General features: G+C 74.7%; 20 protein-coding genes and 1 pseudogene. 14 read left to right on the top strand and 7 right to left on the bottom strand.

Features of this window, described 5'->3' with window-relative positions; translation table 11 throughout:
* Positions 1 to 67 precede the first annotated feature (67 nt).
* The gene (locus tag ACH4MY_RS03415) at positions 68 to 400 is read right to left on the bottom strand and encodes a DUF6204 family protein (RefSeq protein WP_397996800.1); all 333 of its coding nucleotides are present in this window, start codon (positions 398 to 400) and stop codon (positions 68 to 70) included.
* 178 nt (positions 401 to 578) lie between these two features.
* Here ACH4MY_RS03415 and ACH4MY_RS03410 point away from each other — a divergent pair, with 178 nt between their 5' ends.
* Both ACH4MY_RS03410 and ACH4MY_RS03405 read left to right on the top strand, forming a co-directional pair.
* A complete protein-coding gene (locus ACH4MY_RS03410) occupies positions 579 to 2,636 on the top strand; it encodes a DUF5107 domain-containing protein (protein ID WP_397996799.1) in 2,058 nt (685 codons plus the stop codon).
* 442 nt (positions 2,637 to 3,078) lie between these two features.
* On the top strand, positions 3,079 to 4,377 hold the full coding sequence (locus tag ACH4MY_RS03405; protein WP_397996796.1) for a hypothetical protein: 1,299 nt from the start codon (positions 3,079 to 3,081) through the stop codon (positions 4,375 to 4,377).
* Positions 4,378 to 4,392: 15 nt separating this feature from the next.
* Here the strand turns inward: ACH4MY_RS03405 and ACH4MY_RS03400 are convergent, their stop codons facing one another.
* On the bottom strand, positions 4,393 to 5,238 hold the full coding sequence (locus ACH4MY_RS03400) for a methyltransferase domain-containing protein (protein ID WP_397996793.1): 846 nt from the start codon (positions 5,236 to 5,238) through the stop codon (positions 4,393 to 4,395).
* Between the two features lie 91 nt (positions 5,239 to 5,329).
* Positions 5,330 to 5,848: a GNAT family N-acetyltransferase gene (locus ACH4MY_RS03395; RefSeq protein WP_397996791.1), complete on the bottom strand. Its 519-nt coding sequence runs from the start codon at positions 5,846 to 5,848 to the stop codon at positions 5,330 to 5,332.
* 217 nt (positions 5,849 to 6,065) lie between these two features.
* Between ACH4MY_RS03395 and ACH4MY_RS03390 the strand changes: the two genes are divergently transcribed.
* The 3 genes from ACH4MY_RS03390 (at position 6,066) to ACH4MY_RS03380 (ending at position 10,005) form a co-directional block, all read left to right on the top strand.
* Positions 6,066 to 7,316 (top strand): sulfite oxidase, encoded by a 1,251-nt coding sequence (locus ACH4MY_RS03390; protein WP_397996788.1) that lies wholly within the window; start codon positions 6,066 to 6,068, stop codon positions 7,314 to 7,316.
* 129 nt (positions 7,317 to 7,445) lie between these two features.
* Positions 7,446 to 8,678, top strand: coding sequence for an aminotransferase class I/II-fold pyridoxal phosphate-dependent enzyme (locus ACH4MY_RS03385; protein ID WP_397996786.1), 1,233 nt, complete (start codon positions 7,446 to 7,448; stop codon positions 8,676 to 8,678).
* 136 nt (positions 8,679 to 8,814) lie between these two features.
* The gene (locus ACH4MY_RS03380; RefSeq protein ID WP_397996784.1) at positions 8,815 to 10,005 is read left to right on the top strand and encodes an MBL fold metallo-hydrolase; all 1,191 of its coding nucleotides are present in this window, start codon (positions 8,815 to 8,817) and stop codon (positions 10,003 to 10,005) included.
* On the opposite strand, the gene ACH4MY_RS03375 is transcribed toward ACH4MY_RS03380, so the two are convergent.
* Positions 9,985 to 10,650, bottom strand: a complete 666-nt coding sequence (locus ACH4MY_RS03375; RefSeq protein ID WP_397996782.1) for a DedA family protein — start codon at positions 10,648 to 10,650, stop codon at positions 9,985 to 9,987. The two genes, ACH4MY_RS03380 and ACH4MY_RS03375, sit on opposite strands and share 21 nt — an antisense overlap.
* Positions 10,651 to 10,702: 52 nt before the next feature.
* Positions 10,703 to 11,482 (bottom strand): MBL fold metallo-hydrolase, encoded by a 780-nt coding sequence (locus ACH4MY_RS03370; protein WP_397996779.1) that lies wholly within the window; start codon positions 11,480 to 11,482, stop codon positions 10,703 to 10,705.
* Between the two features lie 136 nt (positions 11,483 to 11,618).
* Between ACH4MY_RS03370 and ACH4MY_RS03365 the strand changes: the two genes are divergently transcribed.
* The 7 genes and pseudogenes from ACH4MY_RS03365 to ACH4MY_RS03335 form a co-directional block, all read left to right on the top strand.
* Positions 11,619 to 12,035 carry a hypothetical protein gene (locus tag ACH4MY_RS03365; protein ID WP_397996776.1) on the top strand — a complete coding sequence of 139 codons (417 nt, stop codon included), beginning with the start codon at positions 11,619 to 11,621 and terminating at the stop codon, positions 12,033 to 12,035.
* Between the two features lie 209 nt (positions 12,036 to 12,244).
* On the top strand, positions 12,245 to 14,386 hold the full coding sequence (locus ACH4MY_RS03360) for a phage holin family protein (RefSeq protein ID WP_397996774.1): 2,142 nt from the start codon (positions 12,245 to 12,247) through the stop codon (positions 14,384 to 14,386).
* A gap of 295 nt (positions 14,387 to 14,681) precedes the next feature.
* Complete coding sequence (locus ACH4MY_RS03355) at positions 14,682 to 15,392, top strand: hypothetical protein (protein WP_397996771.1); 711 nt, start codon at positions 14,682 to 14,684, stop codon at positions 15,390 to 15,392.
* A 22-nt stretch (positions 15,393 to 15,414) separates the two neighbouring features.
* The gene (locus ACH4MY_RS03350) at positions 15,415 to 16,395 is read left to right on the top strand and encodes a hypothetical protein (protein WP_397996768.1); all 981 of its coding nucleotides are present in this window, start codon (positions 15,415 to 15,417) and stop codon (positions 16,393 to 16,395) included.
* Positions 16,396 to 16,590: 195 nt separating this feature from the next.
* Entirely contained in the window at positions 16,591 to 16,968 is a 378-nt protein-coding gene (locus ACH4MY_RS03345; protein WP_397996766.1) for a hypothetical protein, read from the top strand.
* Between the two features lie 57 nt (positions 16,969 to 17,025).
* Positions 17,026 to 17,190, top strand: a complete 165-nt coding sequence (locus ACH4MY_RS03340) for a hypothetical protein (protein WP_397996763.1) — start codon at positions 17,026 to 17,028, stop codon at positions 17,188 to 17,190.
* Between the two features lie 77 nt (positions 17,191 to 17,267).
* Positions 17,268 to 18,469 (top strand): annotated as a pseudogene (locus ACH4MY_RS03335) (alpha/beta-hydrolase N-terminal domain-containing protein); the annotation flags it as partial.
* 63 nt (positions 18,470 to 18,532) lie between these two features.
* Here ACH4MY_RS03335 and ACH4MY_RS03330 read toward each other — a convergent pair.
* Positions 18,533 to 19,741, bottom strand: coding sequence for a low temperature requirement protein A (locus ACH4MY_RS03330; protein ID WP_397997395.1), 1,209 nt, complete (start codon positions 19,739 to 19,741; stop codon positions 18,533 to 18,535).
* A 261-nt stretch (positions 19,742 to 20,002) separates the two neighbouring features.
* Between ACH4MY_RS03330 and ACH4MY_RS03325 the strand changes: the two genes are divergently transcribed.
* Positions 20,003 to 20,425: a hypothetical protein gene (locus ACH4MY_RS03325; RefSeq protein ID WP_397996762.1), complete on the top strand. Its 423-nt coding sequence runs from the start codon at positions 20,003 to 20,005 to the stop codon at positions 20,423 to 20,425.
* A 63-nt stretch (positions 20,426 to 20,488) separates the two neighbouring features.
* Here ACH4MY_RS03325 and ACH4MY_RS03320 read toward each other — a convergent pair whose 3' ends face one another.
* Positions 20,489 to 21,316: a helix-turn-helix domain-containing protein gene (locus ACH4MY_RS03320; protein WP_397996759.1), complete on the bottom strand. Its 828-nt coding sequence runs from the start codon at positions 21,314 to 21,316 to the stop codon at positions 20,489 to 20,491.
* 90 nt (positions 21,317 to 21,406) lie between these two features.
* Between ACH4MY_RS03320 and ACH4MY_RS03315 the strand changes: the two genes are divergently transcribed.
* A complete protein-coding gene (locus ACH4MY_RS03315; protein ID WP_397996757.1) occupies positions 21,407 to 21,712 on the top strand; it encodes a 4a-hydroxytetrahydrobiopterin dehydratase in 306 nt (101 codons plus the stop codon).
* Position 21,713 lies beyond the last annotated feature (1 nt).

Genomic DNA, 21,713 nt, shown 5'->3' with positions numbered 1-21,713 from the left:
CCCGGGTCCCTGCCCCCGGCCCTCGCCCCCCGCCCCGCCCCGCCCCGGCCGTCGGGTCCGGTGTCGCTCAGCGCTTGTAGTTGATCTTCATCGTGTCGAGGTCGGTCACGGTCGAGCGCAGCGCCCCGTACCCGTGGCCGAGTCCCCGCAGCGCCGTCTCCACCCGGTCCTCCGCGAGCGCGCCCGCCATCTCCTCGCCGTCCTCCGCGTCGGAGACGACGACCAGGCGGTACGAGAAGTGCTTCAGCGTCCGGTCGTAGGTCAGCGAGCCCTCCTCCGTGAACTGCATCGCCGTCAGCCCGTGCGCGTCCACCTCGGCGAGCAGCCGCGCGCGGCTCTCCTCCGACAGACCGTCGAACGTGCCGCGCACGATGACCCGGTAGGTGTGCTGCGTGCCCATTCCGCGTACTCCCTGTGCCATGATCCCCGGCCGCCGGGCGGCGGGCCGACCCTCCACAGTACGGCGGCGGCCGTCCCCGCCGCCGGGAATATCCGGCCGCCCCCCGGCCCCGCCCTTTACCGAAGCCTGACGCGGAGAACCCCTGGTCAGGACGGGCCCCGGCGTGTTCCATGGGGCAATGACGACCGTACGACGTGCCGTACTGACGCTGCCCGCGGCCCCGTTGGGCCCGGACAACCCTCTTCCCGCACTGCGGGCCCCCGCCGGTCCCGGGGCCCACGCGGTCGACGCCCGGACTCTCGCGGAACTCCCGCGCGACATGGCCCGGGGCATCGGGCGGGCGCCCCTGCGCAGCCTGCTGCCCGCCCCCCTGCGCGACGGCTACGGCCGTGAGCGCGCCCCCGCGGACCTCGACACGCTCGTGATCGAGAACGACCGGCTCCGGGTCACCGTGCTGCCCGGTCTCGGCGGCCGGATCCACTCCCTCCACCACAAGCCCACCGGACGTGAGCTCCTCTACCGCAACCCGGTGCTCCAGCCCGCCGCGTTCGCGCTCAACGGCGCCTGGTTCTCCGGCGGCGTCGAGTGGAACATCGGGGCCACCGGCCACACCACCCTGTCCTGCTCGCCCCTCCACGCCGCGACGGTCCGCGCGCCCGACGGCGGGCCGATGCTCCGCCTCTGGGAGTGGGAGCGACTGCGAGACCTGCCCTTCCAGGTCGACCTCTGGCTCCCGGAGGGCTCCGACTTCCTGTACGTCGGGGTCCGGATACGCAACCCCCACGAGCGCCCCGCCCCCGTCTACTGGTGGTCCAACATCGCCGTCCCCGAGGACCGCCGGATCGTCGCCCCCGCCGACGCGGCCTGGCGCCACGGCTACGAACGCGGCCTGCGCCGCGTCCCCGTACCGGTCACCGAGGACGGCGTCGACCGCACCCGCCCGTCGAACAGCACGCACGCCGCCGACTGGTTCTACGACCTGCCCGAGGAGCAGCGCCGCTGGATCGCCGCCCTCGACGCGGACGGCACCGGACTCGTCCAGACCTCCACCGACGCGCTGCGCGGCCGCAAGCTCTTCGTGTGGGGCACCGGGCGCGGAGGGCGGCGCTGGCAGGAGTGGCTGACGGAACCCGGCACCCCCGGCTACGCCGAGATCCAGGCCGGGCTCGCCCGCACCCAGCTGGAGCACCTGGAACTCGCGGGCGGCGAGGAGTTCAGCTGGCTGGAGGCGTACGGTCCCCTCGCCGCCGATCCCGAGGCGGCGCTCGGCGGCGACTGGGCGGCGGCCCGCGCCGACGTCGAGCGGAGCCTGGCCGACGCGCTGCCCCGTACCGCAGTCGACGCGGCGTACACGGCCTGGCGGGAGAACGCCGCCGACGCCGCGCCGGACGAGGTCCTCGCGGCCGGCTCCGGCTGGGGCGCGCTCGAAGTGCTCCGCGGCGGTTACGCGTTGCCCGGCACTCCGTTCCCCGAGTCGACGCTCGGACCGGAGCAGCATCCCTGGCGGGAACTGCTGCGCACCGGTGTCCTGCCGCCCCCGGCGAAGGGTGCCGCGCCGGGGCCGCCGCTGGTCGCCGTCCCCTGGCGGGACATGCTGGAGACCGCGCCCGCCGACCCGTCCACCGAGTACCAGCTCGGCATCGCCCAGTGGCACGCCGGTGACCGCGCCCAGGCGGTACGGAGCTGGGAGCGGGGACTCAAGGAGGCGGCCGTACGGTGGCCCCTGCTGTACTGCCTGGCCGTCGCCGACCGGGAGGACGGACACCCGGACCGGGCCGCCGAGCGCTTCGCGGAGGCCTTCGCCGACCACATCGGAGGGGAGGCGGCCGGCGCCTCCTCCGCCGTCCGGGACGCCGGCCCGGGCCGGAGTGCGGCGGACGGCGCACCAGGCCGGGACGCCGCCGCCGACCCGGCCCGCGTCGCGACGGACGTCACGCTCGCCGCCGCGCTCGGTCACGAGGCCCTCGTCGCCCTGCTTGCCGTCGGTCCGCCCGACCGCGCCCGCGCCCTCTGGCACCGGCTGCCGGAGCCCGCCCGGCGGAGCGGGGCCTTCCGGCTGATCGAAGCCCGGCTGCTGCTCGCCGAGGGCCGGCGGGACGAGGCCCGGGCCGTCTTCGACGAGGGCTTCGAGGTCGCGGATCTGCGTGAGGGGGCCGAGGTGCTGGGCGAGCTCTGGGAGCGCCTCACCGACGAACCCCTGCCGGACGCCTACGAGTTCAGGATGCGACCGAGCTGAGCACGGGTCGATCCGGGGGCGCGGTCGCTACCCTGGAGAGCACGGAGACCGGGAGGGGGCGGAGGTCCGGAGATGGCGGCCTGGGCGACACAGGAGTGCCGGTGCGGACACCCCCGCTTCCGGCACGGCGAGCCCCGCTTCTCGGGCACCTGCGGCGCCTGCCTCTGCGGATCCTTCGCGATGCCGCCGCCGGCGCCGGACCTCCAGGGGCCGCCTCCGCCCCCCGAGCCGGACCGCACCCCCCATCCGAGTTGCCCTCTCCAGGACCCGGACTGCCTCGGGGTGCACGACTTCTCCTGAGGACGGCTTCGAGAGCGGGGACGGCGCCCGAAGGCGGACGCCGTCGTCACGTCGTACCCGCTCCCGAGCGGGTGCGGCGGCGACGATGGGAACGGGCACCCTCGCGCCGGGGGGTGCCCGTTCCCGCACAGGAGGTACGTGAATGGCGTCCACGCGCGAGGTCTACCTGTACGACTACGCTGCCGACTTCGGGCTCAGCGGCCTCGCCGGCACGCTCTGCTCCCGTGCGACGCTCCGTCTCGACGAGCCGGTCGTCCTCGGCATCGCCGCATCCGAGGCGGAGGACGACGACTACCGGCTCGGAGCGGACGTACGCCTCCTCCTCGACTCCGCGCTGCCGGACGAGGTGCTCCACACCGTGTGGCTGGCGGCCGTACGCCGCTGCTTCGACCCGGCGGAGGAGGGCACGGACACCAGGGCCTGGCTGGACCGGGTCGCGGAGCTGTGCCCGCCGCGCACACCGGAGCGCGACCCGTACGAGGTGAAGTCCCTGGACGCGTCGCGGCCGGTGGTGCCGGAGGGGGAGCTGCGGACGGCCGTGGCGGCGGAGATCGACGCGGCCTCGGCCGGTCTCGGGCTCCGTGTCGCCGTGCCGGGAATCGTCCCCGCCCTCCACCGGGTCGTGCGGGAGGTGGACGCCGACCTCGGGTTCCGGCTGTTCCTGAGGGCCCTCAAGGCGTACTCGGTGCCCGTCGCGGCGGACGCGTACGACCGGCTGCTCGCCATCGGCGACCTGCTGGCCTACCCCCGGGCCGCCGTCCACGAGAAACTGACCGTGCGCTGGCGGCCGCTCGATCCCGGCCGCCGCGACCTCGGGGCCGGCCGTTTCGGGCTGCCGATGCTCGCGTCCGCGCTCCACGGAACGGACCGGCGGTACACGGGCGCCGCACGCGAGACCGTCCGGCAGGTCGCCGCCGACGGCCCGGGACGCGCTCCGGGCGCCCACGCCGCCGTGCTCCTCGACGACGTCTGGCGGCTCCTCGACTCCGCCCTGTCCGACGAGGCGATCGGTCTGCTCTGGCGGACCGCCTCCGGGCGGCTGTACGTCCTCGGCGAGGAGGAGTTCGACGTCGACGCGAGGGCCTGGCTGGAGCAGGTCTCCGAGGTGTGCCACGCGCATCTGGAGGAGGTCGATCCGGCCTACGCGCCCTACCTGGCCGCTGCCAGGACCGAGCTGACTGAGCCGGTGCTGAGGGAGGTCCGCGAGGCGGTCCACGCCGACGCGGAGGCGGTACGGCGAGTGGCGCGGGTCCTGGAGGACGTGGTCACGGCGGTCGACCCGGACCTCGGCTTCCGTCTCCTCCTCCAGATCCTCTCCGTGTACGACGTCCCCGTCACCGGCGACCGGCGCGACCGCTACCGGGCGATCGCCGGACGCCTCGGGTTCGCCGCGGACCACCTCGACGACCGGCTGCCCGCCGACGGCACCGGCATCGCCTAGCCGGCGGCCGGCCCGTCAGGACACCCGGCACAGGATCTCGCCGTGCGGGACCATGAACCAGGCGTCCTCCCGGGTGCCCCACTCCCGCCAGGCCTCCGAGATCGACGTCAGTTCGGCGCCGGTCGCGTGGCCGCCTGACACGGCCAGGTCCGCGTAGGTGGAATCGGTCGTACGGTCCGCCCACAGGCCGCTCCACCAGACCCGCTCGTCCGGCGTGGCGAAGCACCAGGTGGCGGCGGTCGTCGTGATCTCGGTGAAGCCGGCCTCGCGGGCCCAGGCGAACAGCCTTCGGCCCGCGTCCGGTTCGCCGCCGTTGGCGCGGGCGACACGGTGGTAGAGGTCCAGCCAGCCGTCCAGGGCGGGCCGCTCGGGGTACCAGGCGAAGGCCCCGTAGTCGCTGTCGCGGGCCGCGACGACACCGCCGGGGCGGCACACCCGCCGCATCTCGCGCAGCGCCCGCACCGGGTCGCCGACGTGCTGGAGCACCTGGTGGGCGTGGACGACGTCGAAGGAGTCGTCGGGGAAGTCCAGGGCGTGGACGTCGGCGACGGCGAACCCGACGTTCTCCAGGCCGCGTTCGGCCGCCACGGCACGGGCCTTCGCCAGGACGTCCTCGGCCGCGTCGACCGCCGTCACCCGGCCGGGTGCGACCAGGGCGGCCAGGTCGGCGGTGATGGTGCCGGGGCCGCAGCCCACGTCCAGGACGTCCAGGCCGGCGGAGAGCGAGGGCAGCAGATAGGCCGCCGAGTTGGCGGCGGTCCGCCAGCTGTGCGAGCGCAGGACGGACTCGTGGTGGCCGTGGGTGTAGACGGCGGTCTCATGGGGAGCGGGGTGTGCGGAAGGGGCGGTGGCATGCGTCATCGGAACGACTCCCTCGGTGTGGGTGCGTGCTCACCACCGTACGCACCCATGTCGAATGATGAGACCTGCGTCTTGGAATATGGACAGCAGCTCAGTCGAACAGGTCGCGCCGGTAACGGAGTTCGTCGAGGACCCGACCCCCCGTCTCCTCCCGCATCACCGTCCCGTCCGGCCGCCACCCCGCCGCCTCGTAGAAGCGGCGCCCCCGTGCGTTCTCCGCGAACACCCACAGCGCCGCCGTGCGGAACCCGGCCGCCACGAGCGCCTCCGTGGACTCCGCGAGCAGCGCCCTCCCGACCCCCGTGCCCCACACTTCCGGCAGGGCGTAGAGCGCCGCGAGCTCACCGGTGGTCCCGGGATCGAGCCCCTCGCCCGACCAGGCCCGGAAACAGGAGAACGCCCGCACCCGCCCGTCCGGGCCCGTCGCGACCAGGACCGAAGGCCGGTCCGGGGCCGTCAGACGCGACCGCCACACGGCGGTGCGCTCCGCCACGTCCAGGGCGTCCAGGTAGGGACCGGGGAGCAGGTCGCGGTAGGCGGCCCGCCAGGACAGGACGTGCACGGCGGCGAGAGCCGCCGCGTCCTCGGGATGTGCTTCACGTATCGGCATGCGGCATTGTCGGCCGTGACGCGCCTCGGCCGCCTCCGGGAATTCCCGGGCGTCCGGCCTCACCGGCCCGCCCGGCCCGCCCGGCCCGCTGTCGGGACGGACCTGACGAACCCACTGTGACAGCAGCGTGAACGGACCGTCCGGACCGCCTCCGCGCCCCTAGGATCGGCCGCGCCGCCGCCCGGTGGCGCCCCTCTCCCGCCCGCCGAGGAGTCCCGTGCAGAACCCGCCCGCGCCCGCCCGCCGCTCCCTGCTGAAGGTCCTCGCGGCGGCCCCGGCGGTCTCCGCCCTCGGGGGGATCGCCACCGCCGCCCCCGCGCACGCCGTCCCCGGAGCCGCCGGCCCCCTCGCCGCGCCCGGAGCCGTCGCCACCGCTCCCCTCGCCGCGCCCGGCATCGTCAAGGCCCTCCCGGCCGAGTACTTCACCGGCCGGGGCACCAACGCCGAAGCGCGCTTCGACAGCTTCGGGGACACCGGCGCGCTCACCCCCGCCGACCGCTTCTTCGTCCGCAACCACACCTCCACCCCCGTCCTCGACGCCGCCGACTGGCGGCTGACCCTCTGGGGCGACGGACTGCACGGCCGGGCCCCGGTCCACTTCACGTACGGGCAGCTCCGCGACCTGCCCTCCGTCACCCGTACGGCCCTGATCGAGTGCGCCGGGAACGGCCGCAGCCTCTACACGAGCCAGCAGGGCGAGCCGGCCACCGGGACCGCCTGGACCCTCGGGGCCGTCGGAGCCGCCCGCTGGCGCGGGGTGCGCCTCTCCGACGTGCTGCGGCGCGCGGGGATCGCCCGGGACGCCGTCGACCTCCTGCCGCGCGGCCTCGACGACCCGTACGTCTCCGGCGGCGTCGACTACGGCCCGGTCCGCCGCCCGCTGCCGGTCGCGAAGGCCTTCGACGACGTGATCCTCGCGTACGAGATGAACGGCGAGCCCCTCCCGTACGACCACGGCCACCCGGTCCGGCTCGTCGTGCCCTCCTGGGTCGGCATCGCCTCGATCAAATGGCTCGGGGACATCGAGGTCTCCACCCGTCCGCTCAGCTCGCCCTGGTCCACCGACTGGTACCGCCTCTTCGGCCCCGCCCACCCCGAGGGTGGCTCCGCCCCGATCGGCCGCCAGACGCTCAAGTCCGCCTACCAGCTGGCCTTCGGCGCCACCCTGGAGGCCGACAGGACCCACCGGCTCACCGGCCGCGCCTGGTCCGCCCTGGCACCCGTCCGGAAGGTCGAGGTCTCCACCGACGGCGGCACCCACTGGCGTCGGGCCCACCTCCACGACACGCCCCGGCGGGACGGCTGGGTCCGCTGGAGCGTGCCCTGGCGCCCGCACACCACCGGGCCGGTCACCCTGCTCTCCCGGACCACCGACACCGCGGGCAACACCCAGCCCGAGCGTGCCGTCCACAACACCCAGGGCTATCTCTTCAACGCCGTCGTCCGGCACCCAGTGACCGTCGTCTGACCCGCCCGCCCGCGGCCGCCCCGCCCGTCGCCCGAAGCGACGCCTGGAGCGGCGAAAACGGGCGAACCTTCGTATAAAGGGCACGGGGGTGCCGTGTCGGCGCCCCCGTGCGCTCAGGAGGTACGGGACATGCGGCAGACGGCTCCGGACGGCCGCGGCCCGGTGCGCTACGGCCCTCCCGCCCCCGACACCGGCCTGCCCGTCCTGCCGGGACTCGCCGGACTCCTCGCCGCCGCCGCGGGACGGACCACCCCCGAGCCGCCCGGCGGCGGCCCCGTCCTGCGCGAGGCCGCCTCCGGCTACTGGTGGCGCCGCGGCCTGCGCACCCATCCCGAGGACGTGGTCGCCGGCCCCGGCGCCCCCGCCCTGCTGCTCGCCCTGATCGCCGCCCACGGCGGCGACCTCCTGCTGCCCCGGCCCTGCCCCGCCTGGTGGACCCCGCAGGCCCGCCTCCTCGGCCGCCCGGCGTACCACGTGCCGACCCCCGCCGAGTGCGGCGGCGTCCCGGACCCCTACGCCCTCCTGGAGACCGTCCGGCGGATCCGTGCCGAGGGCGGCTCCCCGCGGGTCCTGCTGCTCTCCGTCGCCGACGACCCCACGGCCACCGTCGCCCCGCCCGAACTCGTCCGCGAGGCCTGCGAGGCCGCCGTGGCCGAAGGCCTGCACGTCATCAGCGACGAGACCTGGCGGGACACCCGCCACCACCCCGAGGACACCGTGCTCCTCAGCCCGGCCGAGATGTGCCCGGACGACGTGACCGTCCTCTGCGACCTCGCCGGGGCGCTCACCCCGGCCGCCTGGCCCTGCGCCGTCGCCCGCTTCCCGCCCACCGACCCGTCCCGGGCCGACCGCTGGACCGACCGCAGGGCCCGCGTGCTCGACGTGCTCACCGCCCTCGGGGCCGTCGTCCCCGGGCCCGTGGCCCCCGCCGCGTCCCACGCCCTCGACGAACCCGAGGACGTCACCGAACGGGCCCGGCGCGCGGCCACCGTCCACGGCCGCCTGGCCGATGCCGCGCACCGCACCGTGCTGGCCGCCGGCGCCCTCGCCCGGCCCCCGCAGGCCGGCCGTCACCTCTACGCCGACCTCGGACCGCTGCGGGCCGGTCTCGCCGCCCGCGGCGTCACCGACTCCCTGGAGCTGGAGAGCCATCTCACCGGGCGGCTCGGCGCACCGGCCACCGGCGGCCACCGGTTCGGCGACGAACTCGGCGCCCTGCGCGTCCGGTTCGGCACCGACATGTTCCTGGGCGGTACGGAGGAGGAGCGCGCCGAGACGCTCGGGGCGCGGGACCCGGAGGAACTGCCCCATGTGGCGCGGAGACTGGCCGAGTTCGGAGGGGCCCTGGAGGAACTCCGGTGACAGCGCCCCGGGCCGACCGGCGACGGCGGCCCCCGCCCCGTACCGCGCCCGGGTGCCGCACCCCGCACGACCGAAGCGCCTCGCACCGGCGACGACCCGCCCCACCCGTACGATCCGCGCAGAACGGAGCCCGCAGATGACGGAACGGACGGCAGACCCCGCGCGGGCCGCCCAGGCCCCGTATCCCCCCGACCCTGCCACGGCCCCCGCTCCCGCGCCGGCCCCCGCCACGACCTCCGCCCCTCCGCCGGACCCTGCCCCGGCTCCCGCCCCTCCGCCGGACCCCGCCACGACCTCCGCCCCTCCGCCGGACCCCGCCACGGCCCCCGCCTCCGACCCCGGCACGGCCCCCGCCCCGGCTCCCGCCCTCCAGCCCGTCGGGCGGCTGCGCCTGGACTGGCCCCGCACCTTCGCCGACCGGCTCACGGCCCCCCTCCCCGGCGTCCGGGCCCTGGCGCGCCTCGCCCGTGAAGGTGCCGTACGGCCCCGGGCCGAGGGGCTCAACGACATCCCCCTGCTTCCCTTCGAGCCGGGCCCGCTGCCACCGGCGGGACCCGACACCCTGGCCGTCACCTGGGCAGGACACGCCAGTTGGGTGCTGCGGCTCGGCGGGCTCACCGTCCTCACCGACCCGGTCTGGTCCCGCCGCATCTTCGGAACCCCCGCCCGGCTCACCCCGGTCGGGGTCCGCTGGGAGGACCTGCCGCGCGTCGACGCCGTCGTCATCAGCCACAACCACTTCGACCACCTCGACGCCCCCACCCTGAGACGGCTACCCCGGCACACGCCGGTCTTCGTCCCCGCCGGCCTCGGCCGCTGGTTCGTCCGCCGCCGCTTCAGCCGCGTCACCGAGCTCGACTGGTGGGAGGCGGCCGAACTCGACGGCGTGCGCTTCGACTTCGTCCCCGCCCACCACTGGTCCAAGCGCACCCTCCTGGACACCTGCCGCTCCCTGTGGGGCGGCTGGGTGCTGACCGACCGGTCCGGGCGGCGCGTCCACTTCGCCGGGGACACCGGCTACGGCCACTGGTTCGCCGAGATCGGCCGCCGCTACCCCGGCATCGACCTGGCACTGCTCCCCATCGGCGCCTACGACCCCCGCTGGTGGCTCAGCGACGTCCACACCGACCCGGAGGAGGCCGTCCGCGCCCACCAGGACCTGGGGGCCCGGCGGATGGCGCCCATGCACTGGGCGACCTTCGTGCTGTCCTCCGAGCCCGTCCTCGAACCCCTCACCCGGGTCAGGACCGCCTGGGAGCAGGCCGGGCTGCCCCGCGAGGACCTGTGGGACCTGCCGGTGGGCGGCTCACGGGTGCTCGTGCCCTGACACCCCGCCGACGTCCGTCCTTCCCCGGACCCGCCGCCACAGCGACGGGACCGCGCTGATCAGCACCGTGAGGCCCACCGCGGCGACCACTCCCTGCCACGGCTCCGGGAAGAGCGAACCGCCCAGGATCCCGATCAGCTGGTACGTCGCCGCCCACGCCAGACAGGCGGCCGCGTCGCCCCGGACGAAGCGCCGCAGCGGCATCCCCGACAGCAGGCACGCCAGCATCACCGGGATCCGCCCCGCCGGCACGAGCCGCGACAGCACGAGCACCGACACCTGATGCGTGTCGAGCCGCTCCTGTGCGTGGGCGAGCCGCTCCGGGGTCACCCGGCCCCGCAGCGAGGAGAGCCACCGCGACCCGTTGCGGGACCGGACCCCGCGCTGGCCGAGCCAGTAGAGGGCGGCGTCGCCGAGCCACGCGGCGAGGGCCGACACCAGGAAGACGAAGAGCAGCGACAGCGGCGAGGACTGGTGGAAGGCGACCACGGCCGCCGAACTGACGATCGCGCCCGTCGGCACGACCGGCACGAGGGCGCCGAGCGCCACGAGCAGGAACAGCGAGGGATAGCCGACGGCATGCTGCGTCGACTCGGGCGGCAGCTCCCGCACGGCCGCCGCGACACCGGTGAGGCCGTCGATCACCGGGCGGCCTCCGGAACCGCCGTCGTACCCGGCCGGGCCGTGGTGCCCGCCCTCACCGGGCGACCTCCGGCCGCACCCGCTCGCCGTGGGCGAGGAGGTGGACCACCACCTTCGGCGCGAGCCGTGCCGCGTGGCGTACGAACTCGTCCCCCGGCGCGTGGAACTCGTGCGGGCGGATCCCGTCGAGCCCGATCGGCCAGTACGTGCCGTAGTGCACCGGGACCGCCGCCGCGGGCGACAGCGCGGCGAGCGCCTCGGCGGCGCGGCCCGCGTCGAGGTGGCCGTGCCCGAGGTACGGGCCCCAGCCGCCCACCGGCAGCAGTGCCACGTCCACCGGCCCCACCGCCTCCGCCATCCCGTCGAAGAGTCCGGTGTCCCCGGCGAAGTACGTACGCGCCTCGCCCTCGACGACGTATCCGAGCGCGGGGGCGCGATGCGGTCCGACCGGCAGCCGCCGTCCGTCGTGGCGCGCCGGTACGGCCCGTACGGTCAGGCCCTCCACCGTCACCGAGTCGCCCGGCTCCACCTCGGTCAGCCGCACCCCGTTCCCGTCGAGCCTCCGCAGCCCCGGGACGGCCGCGGGGGCCCCGCGCGGCACGATCAGCAGCGTCCCGGGCGCGAGCCGGGCCAGCGACGGCAGATGCAGATGGTCGGAGTGCAGGTGCGAGACGAGGACGGCCTCGGCGATCGCGGCCTCGGGCGGCGGCAGGGCTCCGCGCCGCCGCCGCAGATGCGCGAGACGCCGTGCGAACAGCGGATCGGTGAGGAAGCGGACCCCGGAGTCCTCGACCGTGCAGGTCGCGTGACCCCACCAGGTGACCTCCACCGGCATGCCGCCTTCCGTCGTCGGGGGCCACGGCCGCGGCGCGCGATGTCCGCGGCCGTTCCGTAACTCCGTAACGAGGGTAAATGTCCGGAGCGGGCTCCGGAGGATGTTCGGCCGCGCCGTCCGGCAGTAGGGTCGGTTCATGGACGACGTTCGGGTGGCGGCGATCGCGAGCCTCACCCCGCTCGAAGAGCTGGACAGCGACCCCTTCCTTGTCGACACGCGTGGTCAGCACGCGCTGTGTGCCCGCTGGGCCGACGACAAGGGGTACGTGGTCGCCCGCCAGTTGCTGTTCTACGGCATCCGCCCCGATCACGCGGCGCTGTGGGCGGACGTGGAGGCGGGCGCGGTCGATCTCTTCGTCGCGGCCAACGAGCGCGTGCTCGCGCGCGCGTTGACCTCCGTGCCCGGATTCCGCGCCGAGTGCGCGCGGCGCGGGGTGCGGGTGGAGACCGTCTGCCCCGACGAACCGGCGTGCGAACCGGCGTACGACGCGGCGGCCAAGGCGGGGGTCCATCGGCGGCTCTCCATGCCGACCGCCGGGTACGACGGCTGCTGAGCCGACGCGGCGAGTCGGACCGGGCGACGCTTCCCGGGCGCCGTGAGCCGGACCTGACGACGCTTCCCGGGCGCCGTGAGCCGGACCGGCCGACGCGGTCCGGCGTACGACCTGACACATCCGGGCCGATCCCCGCCGCCCGTTTTCCCCGCCGACCGAGGGCGTTGTGCCACGCTTGAGGCAGGAAACGGGCGAAAGGTGAAGCGGGCGTGAGTGACGGGCGATGGGGTGGCGCCGAGCGCTGGCGGTCCGTGGGTGGCGCGCTGGGGCGGGTGGTCGTGGTGTGGGCGGTGTCCACCCTCACCATGCTGATCCTCGCCGGGCTGCTCCCCGACTTCGAGCTCCAGTCCGCCGACGGTGACAGCTTCACGAGAACGGCGCTCACCGCCGCCGCCGCGGCCGGTGCGTTCGGCCTGCTCGGCGCGCTCGTGTGGCCCCTGATCGTGCGGGCCCTGCTGCTCGTCCCGGCCCTCGTCCTCGGTCTCCTCGTCTTCTTCCTCAACGGTTCGATGCTGCTCGTCGCGCTCTGGCTGATCCCCGACGGGCGCGGCGCCGCCAACCCGGAGACGGCCGTCGTGGTCGCCGCCGTCATGTCCGCCGTGGCCTCCGCGACCTCCACCGGCCTCGCCGTCCGCGACGACGACGCCTATCGCCGCCGCCTCTACCGGCTCACCGGCCGCACCCGGCCCCGCGCCTCGGTCGGCGTGCCCGAGCAGGTCCCCGGCACCGTCTTCCTCCAGCTCGACGGAGTCGGCCACCACGTCCTGCGCGAGGCCGTCGCCGACGGGCTCATGCCGACCGTCGCCGCCTGGCTGGAGGACGGGCACCGGCTCACCCCCTGGCGCACCGACTGGTCCAGCCAGACCGGTGCGAGCCAGCTCGGCATCCTCCACGGCTCCAACGAGGACGTGCCCGCCTTCCGCTGGTACGAGAAGGACACCGGCCGGCTGATGGTGTCGAACCGCCCGGCCAGTGCGGTGGAACTCCAGCGCCGGGCCGTCCGCCGCACCGGCGACGGCGGTCTGCTCACCGTCGACGGGGCCTCCCGGGGCAATCTCTTCAGCGGCGGCGCCGACCAGCTCGCGCTCGTCCTGTCGATGGCCGCCCGGCGCGGCTCGCGCAACCGCTCGCGCGCCGGCTACTTCGCGTACTTCTCCGACCCGGCCAACGCCGTCCGCACCGCCGGATCGCTCGTCGCCGAATGCGCGCGCGAGATCTTCCAGTCCACCCGGGCCCTGCTGCGCCGCGACGGCCCGAGGGTGTCGCGCGGCGGCACGTACCCCTTCGTGCGTGCCTTCGCGACGGTCGTGGAGCGGGACGTCGTGGTCTCCGCGGTGATGGGCGACATGCTCGCCGGGCGGACCGCCGTCTACGCCGACCTGGTCGCCTACGACGAGGTGGCGCACCACTCGGGTCCGCACGGCCGGGACACCGACCAGGTCCTGCGCCGTCTGGACCGCTCGATCGCGCTCATCGCCACGGTCGCCGAGCACGCCCCCCGCCCGTACCGGATCGTGCTCCTCTCCGACCACGGGCAGAGCCCCGGAGAGACCTTCGAAGGGGCCTACGGGCTGACGCTCAAGGAACTCGTCAGGGCCGGGTGCGGGCTTCCGGTGCCGCGTCGGGTCCGCCGGACCCGCAGCGGTTCGGAGGCGCGTGACGCGGCCCGCGACGCGCTGCGGCTCGCGCTGCACCGGCCGGTGGACGAGTCGGGGGAGACGGCGCGGGAGCTGCCCGACCGGCCCTCCGAGCCACTGGTCCTCGCCTCGGGCAACCTGGGCCTCGTCTCCTTCCCCGACGTGCCGCACCGGATGACCCGGGAGGAGATCGACCGGCGCCATCCCGCGCTGCTCCGGACCCTCGCGCACCATCCGGGGGTCGGCTTCGTGCTGGTGGCCAGCGCCGAGCACGGTTCGGTGGTGCTCGCCCGGGACGGGGCGGAGGTGCCGGTCGCCGAGCTCGACGACGCGGGACCGCTCGCGGTCTTCGGGCGGGGCGCGGCGCGGGCGGTACGGCGTACGGACGGCTTCCCGCACGTCGCGGACATCATGGTCAACTCGATGTACGACCCGGCGACCGGCACCGTGCACGCCTTCGAGGAGCAGATCGGCTCGCACGGCGGTCTCGGCGGGGAGCAGTCGCATCCCTTCCTGCTCTCGCCGCCGGAGCTGTCGCCGCCCGTCGGCGCGGGGGAGGAGCTGGTCGGCGCCGAGCAGGTGCACCGGGTGCTGCGGCGCTGGCTGCGGGAGTGCTCGGGTCCGCAGGTGCCGCTGGAGATCTCACCGCCCACCGGCCGATCGGAATCGCCGCTTCCCGTCGATCGGCCGATCGCGCGGGACAAGAACCACTGACGCGGGACAAGAACCACTGAGGGGAGGCCTGTTCGCCGCGACCGGACCATGACCCGAAGGTGCGACGGACGGCGCACCACCGTCGCGCCGACGCCGACGCGCAGGCCGCATCGCCGAGTTGCGGCCCGTGATCGCGGGGAACAGACTGAAGGAGTAGGCGCGGCGCGCCGTCAGGCAGCGAGCCCAGGACACGACTCCGGGTCTCCCGGTCCCAGCTTCCCTCCCGCAGGCACTCTGCGTTCGCGTCACGGTCGCATTCATCACCCGGGGTGACCGGAACCAGGAGTTGATGACGGTGAACCAGAATGCCCCCGCCTCCGACGTGCCCTTCGAGACGCTGCTGCTGCGAGCCGGCCCCGAGGCCGCCCTGGTGCGCGAAATCGGCCTCCAGCTCAGGGAGTTGCTGCCCCTCGTGAGCCTCGACGACCTCGAGAAGAAGCTGAACGGTGGACCGTTGACCGTCGGCGGGGAGTATCTGGAGCCGCGCCTCCTCAGGTCCCACGTACCGGAGCAGCTGTTCCCGGTGACCGACGAGGCCGATCTCGCCGTCAAGCTCACCGCGGCCGTACACACCGCACTGCGCGAGGCCGGCTCGCCCGGCCGGGGGAGCCCGCTCCCCGCCGGTCCGGTCCGCACGGAACTCGCCCGCACGGCCGCCAGGATCGCCGGGGCCGAGCACGGCACCGGGTACTTCGGCGACGGTTCGGTCCTCGGCGCCAAGGCCGCGCAGGTCGCGGAGGAGGGCGGCTTCGCCCCCTGGCTCGTCACGCTCCGGCTGAGCGACTGCGTCACCGGGGCGCCGCTGCCCTGGTCCTGGATCACCGACGGGATCAACACCTATCTGTTCGGCTGGGACGCCCAGTTCCACGCCGTGGTCCCCGGCGAGTGGGAGGGATACGGCGTCCGCATCATGCGCGAGGGATACATCAACCTGTACGTCGTGCTGATCAGGTCGACGATGGAGGGCACGACCCAGGACCTCTGTCTGACCCCCGCGACGGGCTGACTGGGACGAAGGAGTGGCCATCATGGGTCTGCGCGTGACGATCGACATGTGCTCGGGGCGGCCGAACCCCTCGTGGGAGATCACCGACCCCGACCGGGTGCACGAGCTGGTGACCCTCCTGGAGGCCGAACGCGACGCGCTCGGCGAGGTGGGCAGCGGCTACACGGGCCTCGGCTTCCGCGGTGTCCACGTGGACGTGACCGCCGACCCGAGGACGGAGAGGAGCGCGCTCGGAGGTCTTCCCCCGAGCTTCGAACTCGCCGGAGGCGGGACGAAGGACGCGAGCGCCGCGGCGGAGCTCGCCGAACGACTCCTCGCGACCATCCCGTACGACCTCGGGGAAGGCGGAGGGGTCGACGTCGGATCGACCCGGTACGCGGACCTGGTCCTGGAGACCGCCCGGCAGGAGGTCGCGAGAACCGTCGGCAACGGGCCCGACGCGGCCACCTACCGCGCGACGACCGAAGAGGGCCCGAGGTCCACGATGGACGAGGAGGCGCTGGAACAGCTGCGTGCCCTCCGATCGAGAGACGTCTCCTGTCCCTACGACAGCTACCCCTACAACCCGGCGTTCTGGGGCCAGCCCAGCATCGAGCCGTACAACAACTGCTACGCCTACGCCGTCAGCCGTGTGGTCAACGTGTTCGCACGGCCGGGCCTCGCGCACGGCTACACGATTCCCGCGACGATGCTCGGCTTCCAGGTCGCGGTCGGCTGCTACAAGGACGGGCTGAACCTGTGGGGTTACCCCTGCCGCCCCGAAGGCAGCCTGCGGTTCGTCATCGCCCTGTACACCGGGGCCTTCCCGAGCGGCTTCCGGGACTTCCACTTCTACCGCTGGCACGCCGAGGGGTACTGGTCGCACAAGCACGCGGGCAACGCGGTGCGCAGGACCGACGCGTCGGGAAACCTCATCACCGATCTGTCCACGATGAACCCCGGCACCGTCTACACGGAGTACTACGCGCTCTTCCAGTCCCACAACACGGTGGTCATCGCCTGAGGACCGGGGGAGCCGGACCCGCCGGGGGTACCGGGGGAGCCGGACCCGCCGGGGGTACCGGACCCGTCGGGGGAGCCGGACGCGCCCGGGGAGCCGGACCCTCCCGGGGACAGGCCTTACGCCGCTCGGGCGGATCTCCGGCCCGGAGGGCCTCGCCGGGGTCCTCGCGGGGCAGGACGGTTCACCGTGAGCCCCGTGCACCGGACGACCTGCGCGCCCGCCACTCCGGCGGGCCGTCGGGCGCGCCCGGGCCCCGGGCCGCGCCGCTGGACCGTGCTGCTCCTCGTCCTCGCCGCACTGCTCGGCACCGGCGCCGCCGCGCTGCTCACCGGTGGCGCCGAGATGCGGCCCGCCGCGGCCTCCCCGGCGTCCGACCCCGGTGCCGAGACGCACGATCCGGCCGCCGCCGAGGCGGGGCTGCCCGGCCGGGGCCGGCGGCACCGCACGGGTGTCCGGCCGGCCCGCGGGCGGCACCGCCCCCGTACCGCCCGGCGGCCGTCCCGTACCGCCGCCCCCGCTCCCGTCCCCGCCCCGCGCGGTGACGCGCTCCGGTGCGTGGTGATGCGCTGCTGAGAGGCCCGCGCCTCCCCGCAGTTACCCCATCACCCCCGCACCATGAGGAGCTTCGCCATGCCCGTCGACCCGTACGCCGCCCTCCAGGCCCTGCTGCGCGCCGAGGCCTCCCGCGCGCGCCGCGCCGACCGCAGCGCGTCCGAGCCCGCCGGCCCGGCCTCCGAGGCCGCCCCGGTCCCGGCGCCCGAACCGCCCGTCCACCGCGAGGACAGCGCCCGCTGACGCTTCGTGACGCCCCGACGCGGGCCACGGCGAAATCCGATTTGCGTACCGGTGTTCGGGCGTACGAGGCTGTTCCGATGACCTCGACCGACCGGAACACCAGCCCCGATCGGTCCGCCGGACCCGCGTCCGGCACGAGCCGGGTCACCGCGCACGACCCGGACGGCGAAGGAGGCCCGGAGAGGAGAGCCGCCCCGGGGCGAGACCCCGAGGACGGAAGCTCCGACCGCGACCGAAGCCCGGACCGCGACCGAAGCCCCGCCTCCGCGGCCGCTCCCCGCCCGCCCCTCCCGCGCCGCGCCGCCGACCGGATCCTCGCCTTCGCGCGGCGCCCCTACTGGGACCGCCCGGACCTCTCGTACCGCATCCGCCGCTGGCCCGACCTCATCGCGCTCTGCCTCGCCACCCTCTTCTTCTGGTCGAGCCTCACGCCCTCCCTGGTGCCCCGGCCCTGGTACCTCCAGGGCCTCGTCGGCGGCATCACCGCCGTCATCGGGTACGCCCTCGGCTCCACGCTCGCCTGGATCGTGCGGGTCTTCGTGCCCCGGCGGCCCGCCGACCGGCTCCGCACCCGCTGCTGGCAGGCGTACTGGCTGCTCAGCCCGGTCCTCGCCGTATGGCTCATCTCCGAGAGCGCCCGGATGCAGCGTCGGCTCCGGGTGCTCCAGGGCCTCCCGCCCTCCCTCACCTGGCACACGCCGATGATCGCGCTCATCGCGCTCGGCCTGCTGCTCGTCGCGCTCCTCGTGGCCCGCGCCGTGCGCCTCGGCTCCGTCACCCTGATCCGGCAGCTCGGCCGGCTCCTGCCCCGGCCCGTCGCCTTCGCCGTCGGCGCGGTCCTCTCCGCCCTCGTGGTCCTCGTCGGCGTATGCGACATCGTCTTCGACCGAGGAGTCGTCGACATCGCCGATCGCATCGCCGCGGCCACCAACGGCGATACCAAGGACGGCATCCGGCGCCCCGCTCCCGGCTCGTCTCCGGCGGACCCGGTTCCCTCATCGCCTGGGAGAACCTCGGCTACCAGGGCCGCAACTTCACCGGCTCCGCCCCCACCCGCGACACCCTCACCGCCTGGACCGGCCGGCCCGCCCACGACCCGGTCCGCGTCTACGTACCCTCCGCGCTCCCCGCCGCCTTCGACGACGACAGCCCCTTCGCCGCCCAGGCCCGGCTCGCCGTCCGCGAACTCGACCGCACCGGGGCCTTCGACCGTGCCGTGCTCGCCGTCGCCGGCACCACCGGCACCGGCTGGATCGACCCGAACGTCGCCGAGGCCCTGGAGTACATGTACGGGGGCGACACCGCGATCGTCGCCGTCCAGTACTCGTACCTCCCCGGCGTCTCAGGCCGCCTCGACGGCCTCGAACACCGGCGCCTTCCGCCGGCCGTGCAGCCAGACCAGGACCGCCGCGACCGTGGCGAGGGCCACGAGCGCCACCAGGGCGGGAACCAGTCCGACGAGCGGGCCCGCCGCCAGACAGCACACACCGCCCGCGGCCAGGGCGGTCGGCCGCCGGCCCGTGGTGCGCAGCAGAATCGCGGCGGCCCCGAGGAGGTACACCCCGACGCCACCGGTCAACGACCAGGCCACGACCCCGTGCAGGGGCTCGGCGAGACCGTAGTGCCCGGTGTCGGCGACCTGCTGGAGGACCTTCTTCATGCCGAGCGCGCAGAGCACGACGCCCGCGACCAGCGGCAGGTGCAGGAAGGTGTACACGTCCCGGGCGAACCGGGTGCGGTCGTCACCCTCCAGCCCGGCGAGCCGGTGCTCGGCGGCCTCACCGAGCTGCCGGAAGTACAGCCGCCACAGCCCGGCCGAGAGCAGCAGCCCGGCGGCCGAGGCACCGAGCACGGCGAGGGTGAGCGGGAAGCCGGAGACACCGACGCCCATCGCGACGATGGACTCCCCGAGCGCGATGATCACGATCAGGCCGTGGCGCTCGGCGAAGTGCCCGGGAGACGTCACCCGCCACCCGGAGGAGCCGGTGACATAGACACCGCCGTAGTCGATCGCCACCGCCGCCAGCCACAGGAGGAGTTGGGGCCGGCCGCTGTACGCGCTGCCGATCAGCAGCGGCACGAGGGGCGGGAGGACGGACACCAGGGCAGTACGCCGCAGGGTGGTGCGCAGGGCGAGGTCCCCGGGGCTGGAGAGCCAGTACGAGGCCAGGTGCAGGACGCGCACCGCCCCGTAGCAGAGCACGAAGAGCAGCGGGGTCGACAGCCCGCCGGGCGCGTCCGCGAGAACCTCCGGCACGGCCAGTGACACGATCAGGACGACGGCCATGACGGTGACGAGGACCGCGAACAGCACGCCGGAGTCGGCCCGTACGACATTCCCCAGCCAGGCGAAGCAGCACCAGCACCACCAGAGCAGCGCCAGCACGACCATCCCGCCGACCACCCGCAACGGCGAGGGCGCGCTCGCCATCAGAGCGGTGACCTGCGTGATCGCGTACACGAACACCAGGTCGAAGAAGAGCTCCGCGGGCGTCACCGTGTGATCGTCCCCGGTGGCCACCATGCGGGCCCGTTGCCTGTTCCACGCCATGCGTCTCTCCCCCCTCCGGGGGACCACTCCCGGCCACCCCGGCGCGAACAATACTCACGCCCGCCCGCGCACCGACACACCGTCCGAACTCCGACGAGCCCACCCGCACCGGCCCTCGTCGCCCGCGCGCATTACCTCCCGCGTAATCGACCCGCTCCGACGTCCGCGGCATGCTCGGGAACACCGGAACCCGGGCGGCGCACTCCGCTCGGGCTCCGGGTCCACCACCAGCGCCAACGTCCCCATGGAGGGCGATCCGCCATGTCCCAGGCCCTGCTCGTCGGTCTTGCCCGCACCACCCGGCCGCACTCCGCGGTGCGCCGCTTCCTCGCCCTCGACGCCGTCGTCACCGGGGCCAACGGCATCGCCTACGCCGTCGCCTCCGGCCCGCTCGGGGAGTTCCTCGGCGTCGACGCGGGCCTGCTGCTCGAACTCGGCGTGCTGCTCGCCCTGTACGCCGCCGGCGTGGCCTGGCTCGCGAGCCGCCCGCAGCCCCCGGCGCTCGGCGTCAGACTCGTCGTCGACATCAACGCGCTGTGGGCGGTCCTCAGCATCGTCGCCCTCGTCGCCTGGCTGGAGCCCACCACCGCCGGCCTGGTGTGGACGCCGATGCAGGCGGCCACCGTCGCCGGGTTCGCCGTACTCCAGTGGGCCGCGCTGCGAGCCGTCGCGGCCGGCCGCTGAGGGCCGGCCGACGAACGGCCGGTCCACAAAACGCTGGTCCATAGACGGCTGGTCGTCGAACGCCTAGTCGTCGAAAGGCGGCAGGGACTGCAGATACGCCACTGTCGCCGGGTCGGCCGGGAGGAACGTCTCGATGGCCAGCTCGGCGACCGTCACGTCCAGCGGGGTGTTGAACGTCGAGATCGACGACACGAAGGACAGCACGTGCCCGTCGTGTTCGATCCGCAGCGGCAGGGCGAAGTACGGGTACACGTCCTCCGGCCCCGGGGCCTCGGGCGCGTCGTCGTCGTCCGCGCCCGGAGGCAGCGGGTACGCCGTCACCTCCGTGTACAGCGCGCGCAGCGACTCCGAACGGGCCAGCCCGATCTGACGCTCCATCTGGTGCAGCAGATGCCCCCGCCACTCCCGCAGGTTCCGGATCCGGCGCGCCAGGCCCTCCGGATGCAGGGTGATCCGCATCGCGTTCAGGGGCGGGGCCAGCAGATGCTCCGGAAGTCCGTCGAGCAGCATCCCGATCGCGCGGTTGGCCGCCACCACCGTGTACGAGCCGTCCACCACGAGCGCCGGAAACGGCTCGTACCCCTGCAAGAGCTGCCCGATGCCCTCCCGCAGCGTCTCCAGGCGCGGGGCGTCGAGCGGCGACTCCGCGTACCGGGGCGCGTACCCGGCGGCGAGCAGCAGCGCGTTCCGCTCCCGGACCGGCACCTCCAGGTGCTCGGCGAGCCTCAGGACCATCTCCTCGCTCGGCCGGGACCTGCCCGTCTCCACGAACGAGATGTGCCGCGCGGAGGAGTCGGCACGCAGCGCCAGCTCCAGCTGGCTCAGCCGCCGCTGCTCACGCCAACCGCGCAGCAGTGGCCCTACCCCCGTGTCGCTCACGACCGTTGTCATGGCCAGACGGTATCCCAGAGGGGGACCCGGGTACGTTTCCCCGGGGACCCCTGTCCGTCACCCGCGCCACCCGACCGGAGGGAGCACCGCGTGCCCACACAGCCGCTGTCGCAGAAGGAGATCGAGGACCGCCTGCGGGAGCTCCCCGGCTGGTCCGTCGGAGACGACCGCCTCAGCCGCGAATACCGGCTCGGCGACCACTTCGCGGCGACCGCGCTCGTCGTCCATGTGGCCCGGATCCAGCAGGAGCTCGACCACCACTCGGATCTGACCCTCGGCTACAACACCGTCGCCCTGTCCGTGAACACCCACTCCGCCGGTGGCACCGTCACCGAGAAGGACTTCGAACTCGCCGAGCGCGTCGAACGGATCGCCCCGGGCCACGGCGCCCACTGAT

Origin of the sequence: Streptomyces sp. NPDC017246 (assembly GCF_044331325.1) — a bacterium.
In the GTDB taxonomy this organism is placed as follows: Bacteria; Actinomycetota; Actinomycetes; order Streptomycetales; family Streptomycetaceae; genus Streptomyces.
The sequence above is the reverse complement of the archived record's forward strand: the minus strand, read 5'-3'. Positions and strand labels throughout refer to the sequence as shown.

Coding starts and splice junctions, on each gene's coding strand:
- ACH4MY_RS03415 (WP_397996800.1), bottom strand. CDS start 400: ATGGGCACGCAGCACACCTACCGGGTCATCGTGCGCGGCACGTTCGAC.
- ACH4MY_RS03410 (WP_397996799.1), top strand. CDS start 579: ATGACGACCGTACGACGTGCCGTACTGACGCTGCCCGCGGCCCCGTTG.
- ACH4MY_RS03405 (WP_397996796.1), top strand. CDS start 3,079: ATGGCGTCCACGCGCGAGGTCTACCTGTACGACTACGCTGCCGACTTC.
- ACH4MY_RS03400 (WP_397996793.1), bottom strand. CDS start 5,238: ATGACGCATGCCACCGCCCCTTCCGCACACCCCGCTCCCCATGAGACC.
- ACH4MY_RS03395 (WP_397996791.1), bottom strand. CDS start 5,848: ATGCCGATACGTGAAGCACATCCCGAGGACGCGGCGGCTCTCGCCGCC.
- ACH4MY_RS03385 (WP_397996786.1), top strand. CDS start 7,446: ATGCGGCAGACGGCTCCGGACGGCCGCGGCCCGGTGCGCTACGGCCCT.
- ACH4MY_RS03380 (WP_397996784.1), top strand. CDS start 8,815: ATGACGGAACGGACGGCAGACCCCGCGCGGGCCGCCCAGGCCCCGTAT.
- ACH4MY_RS03370 (WP_397996779.1), bottom strand. CDS start 11,482: ATGCCGGTGGAGGTCACCTGGTGGGGTCACGCGACCTGCACGGTCGAG.
- ACH4MY_RS03365 (WP_397996776.1), top strand. CDS start 11,619: ATGGACGACGTTCGGGTGGCGGCGATCGCGAGCCTCACCCCGCTCGAA.
- ACH4MY_RS03350 (WP_397996768.1), top strand. CDS start 15,415: ATGGGTCTGCGCGTGACGATCGACATGTGCTCGGGGCGGCCGAACCCC.
- ACH4MY_RS03340 (WP_397996763.1), top strand. CDS start 17,026: ATGCCCGTCGACCCGTACGCCGCCCTCCAGGCCCTGCTGCGCGCCGAG.
- ACH4MY_RS03330 (WP_397997395.1), bottom strand. CDS start 19,741: ATGGCGTGGAACAGGCAACGGGCCCGCATGGTGGCCACCGGGGACGAT.
- ACH4MY_RS03325 (WP_397996762.1), top strand. CDS start 20,003: ATGTCCCAGGCCCTGCTCGTCGGTCTTGCCCGCACCACCCGGCCGCAC.
- ACH4MY_RS03320 (WP_397996759.1), bottom strand. CDS start 21,316: ATGACAACGGTCGTGAGCGACACGGGGGTAGGGCCACTGCTGCGCGGT.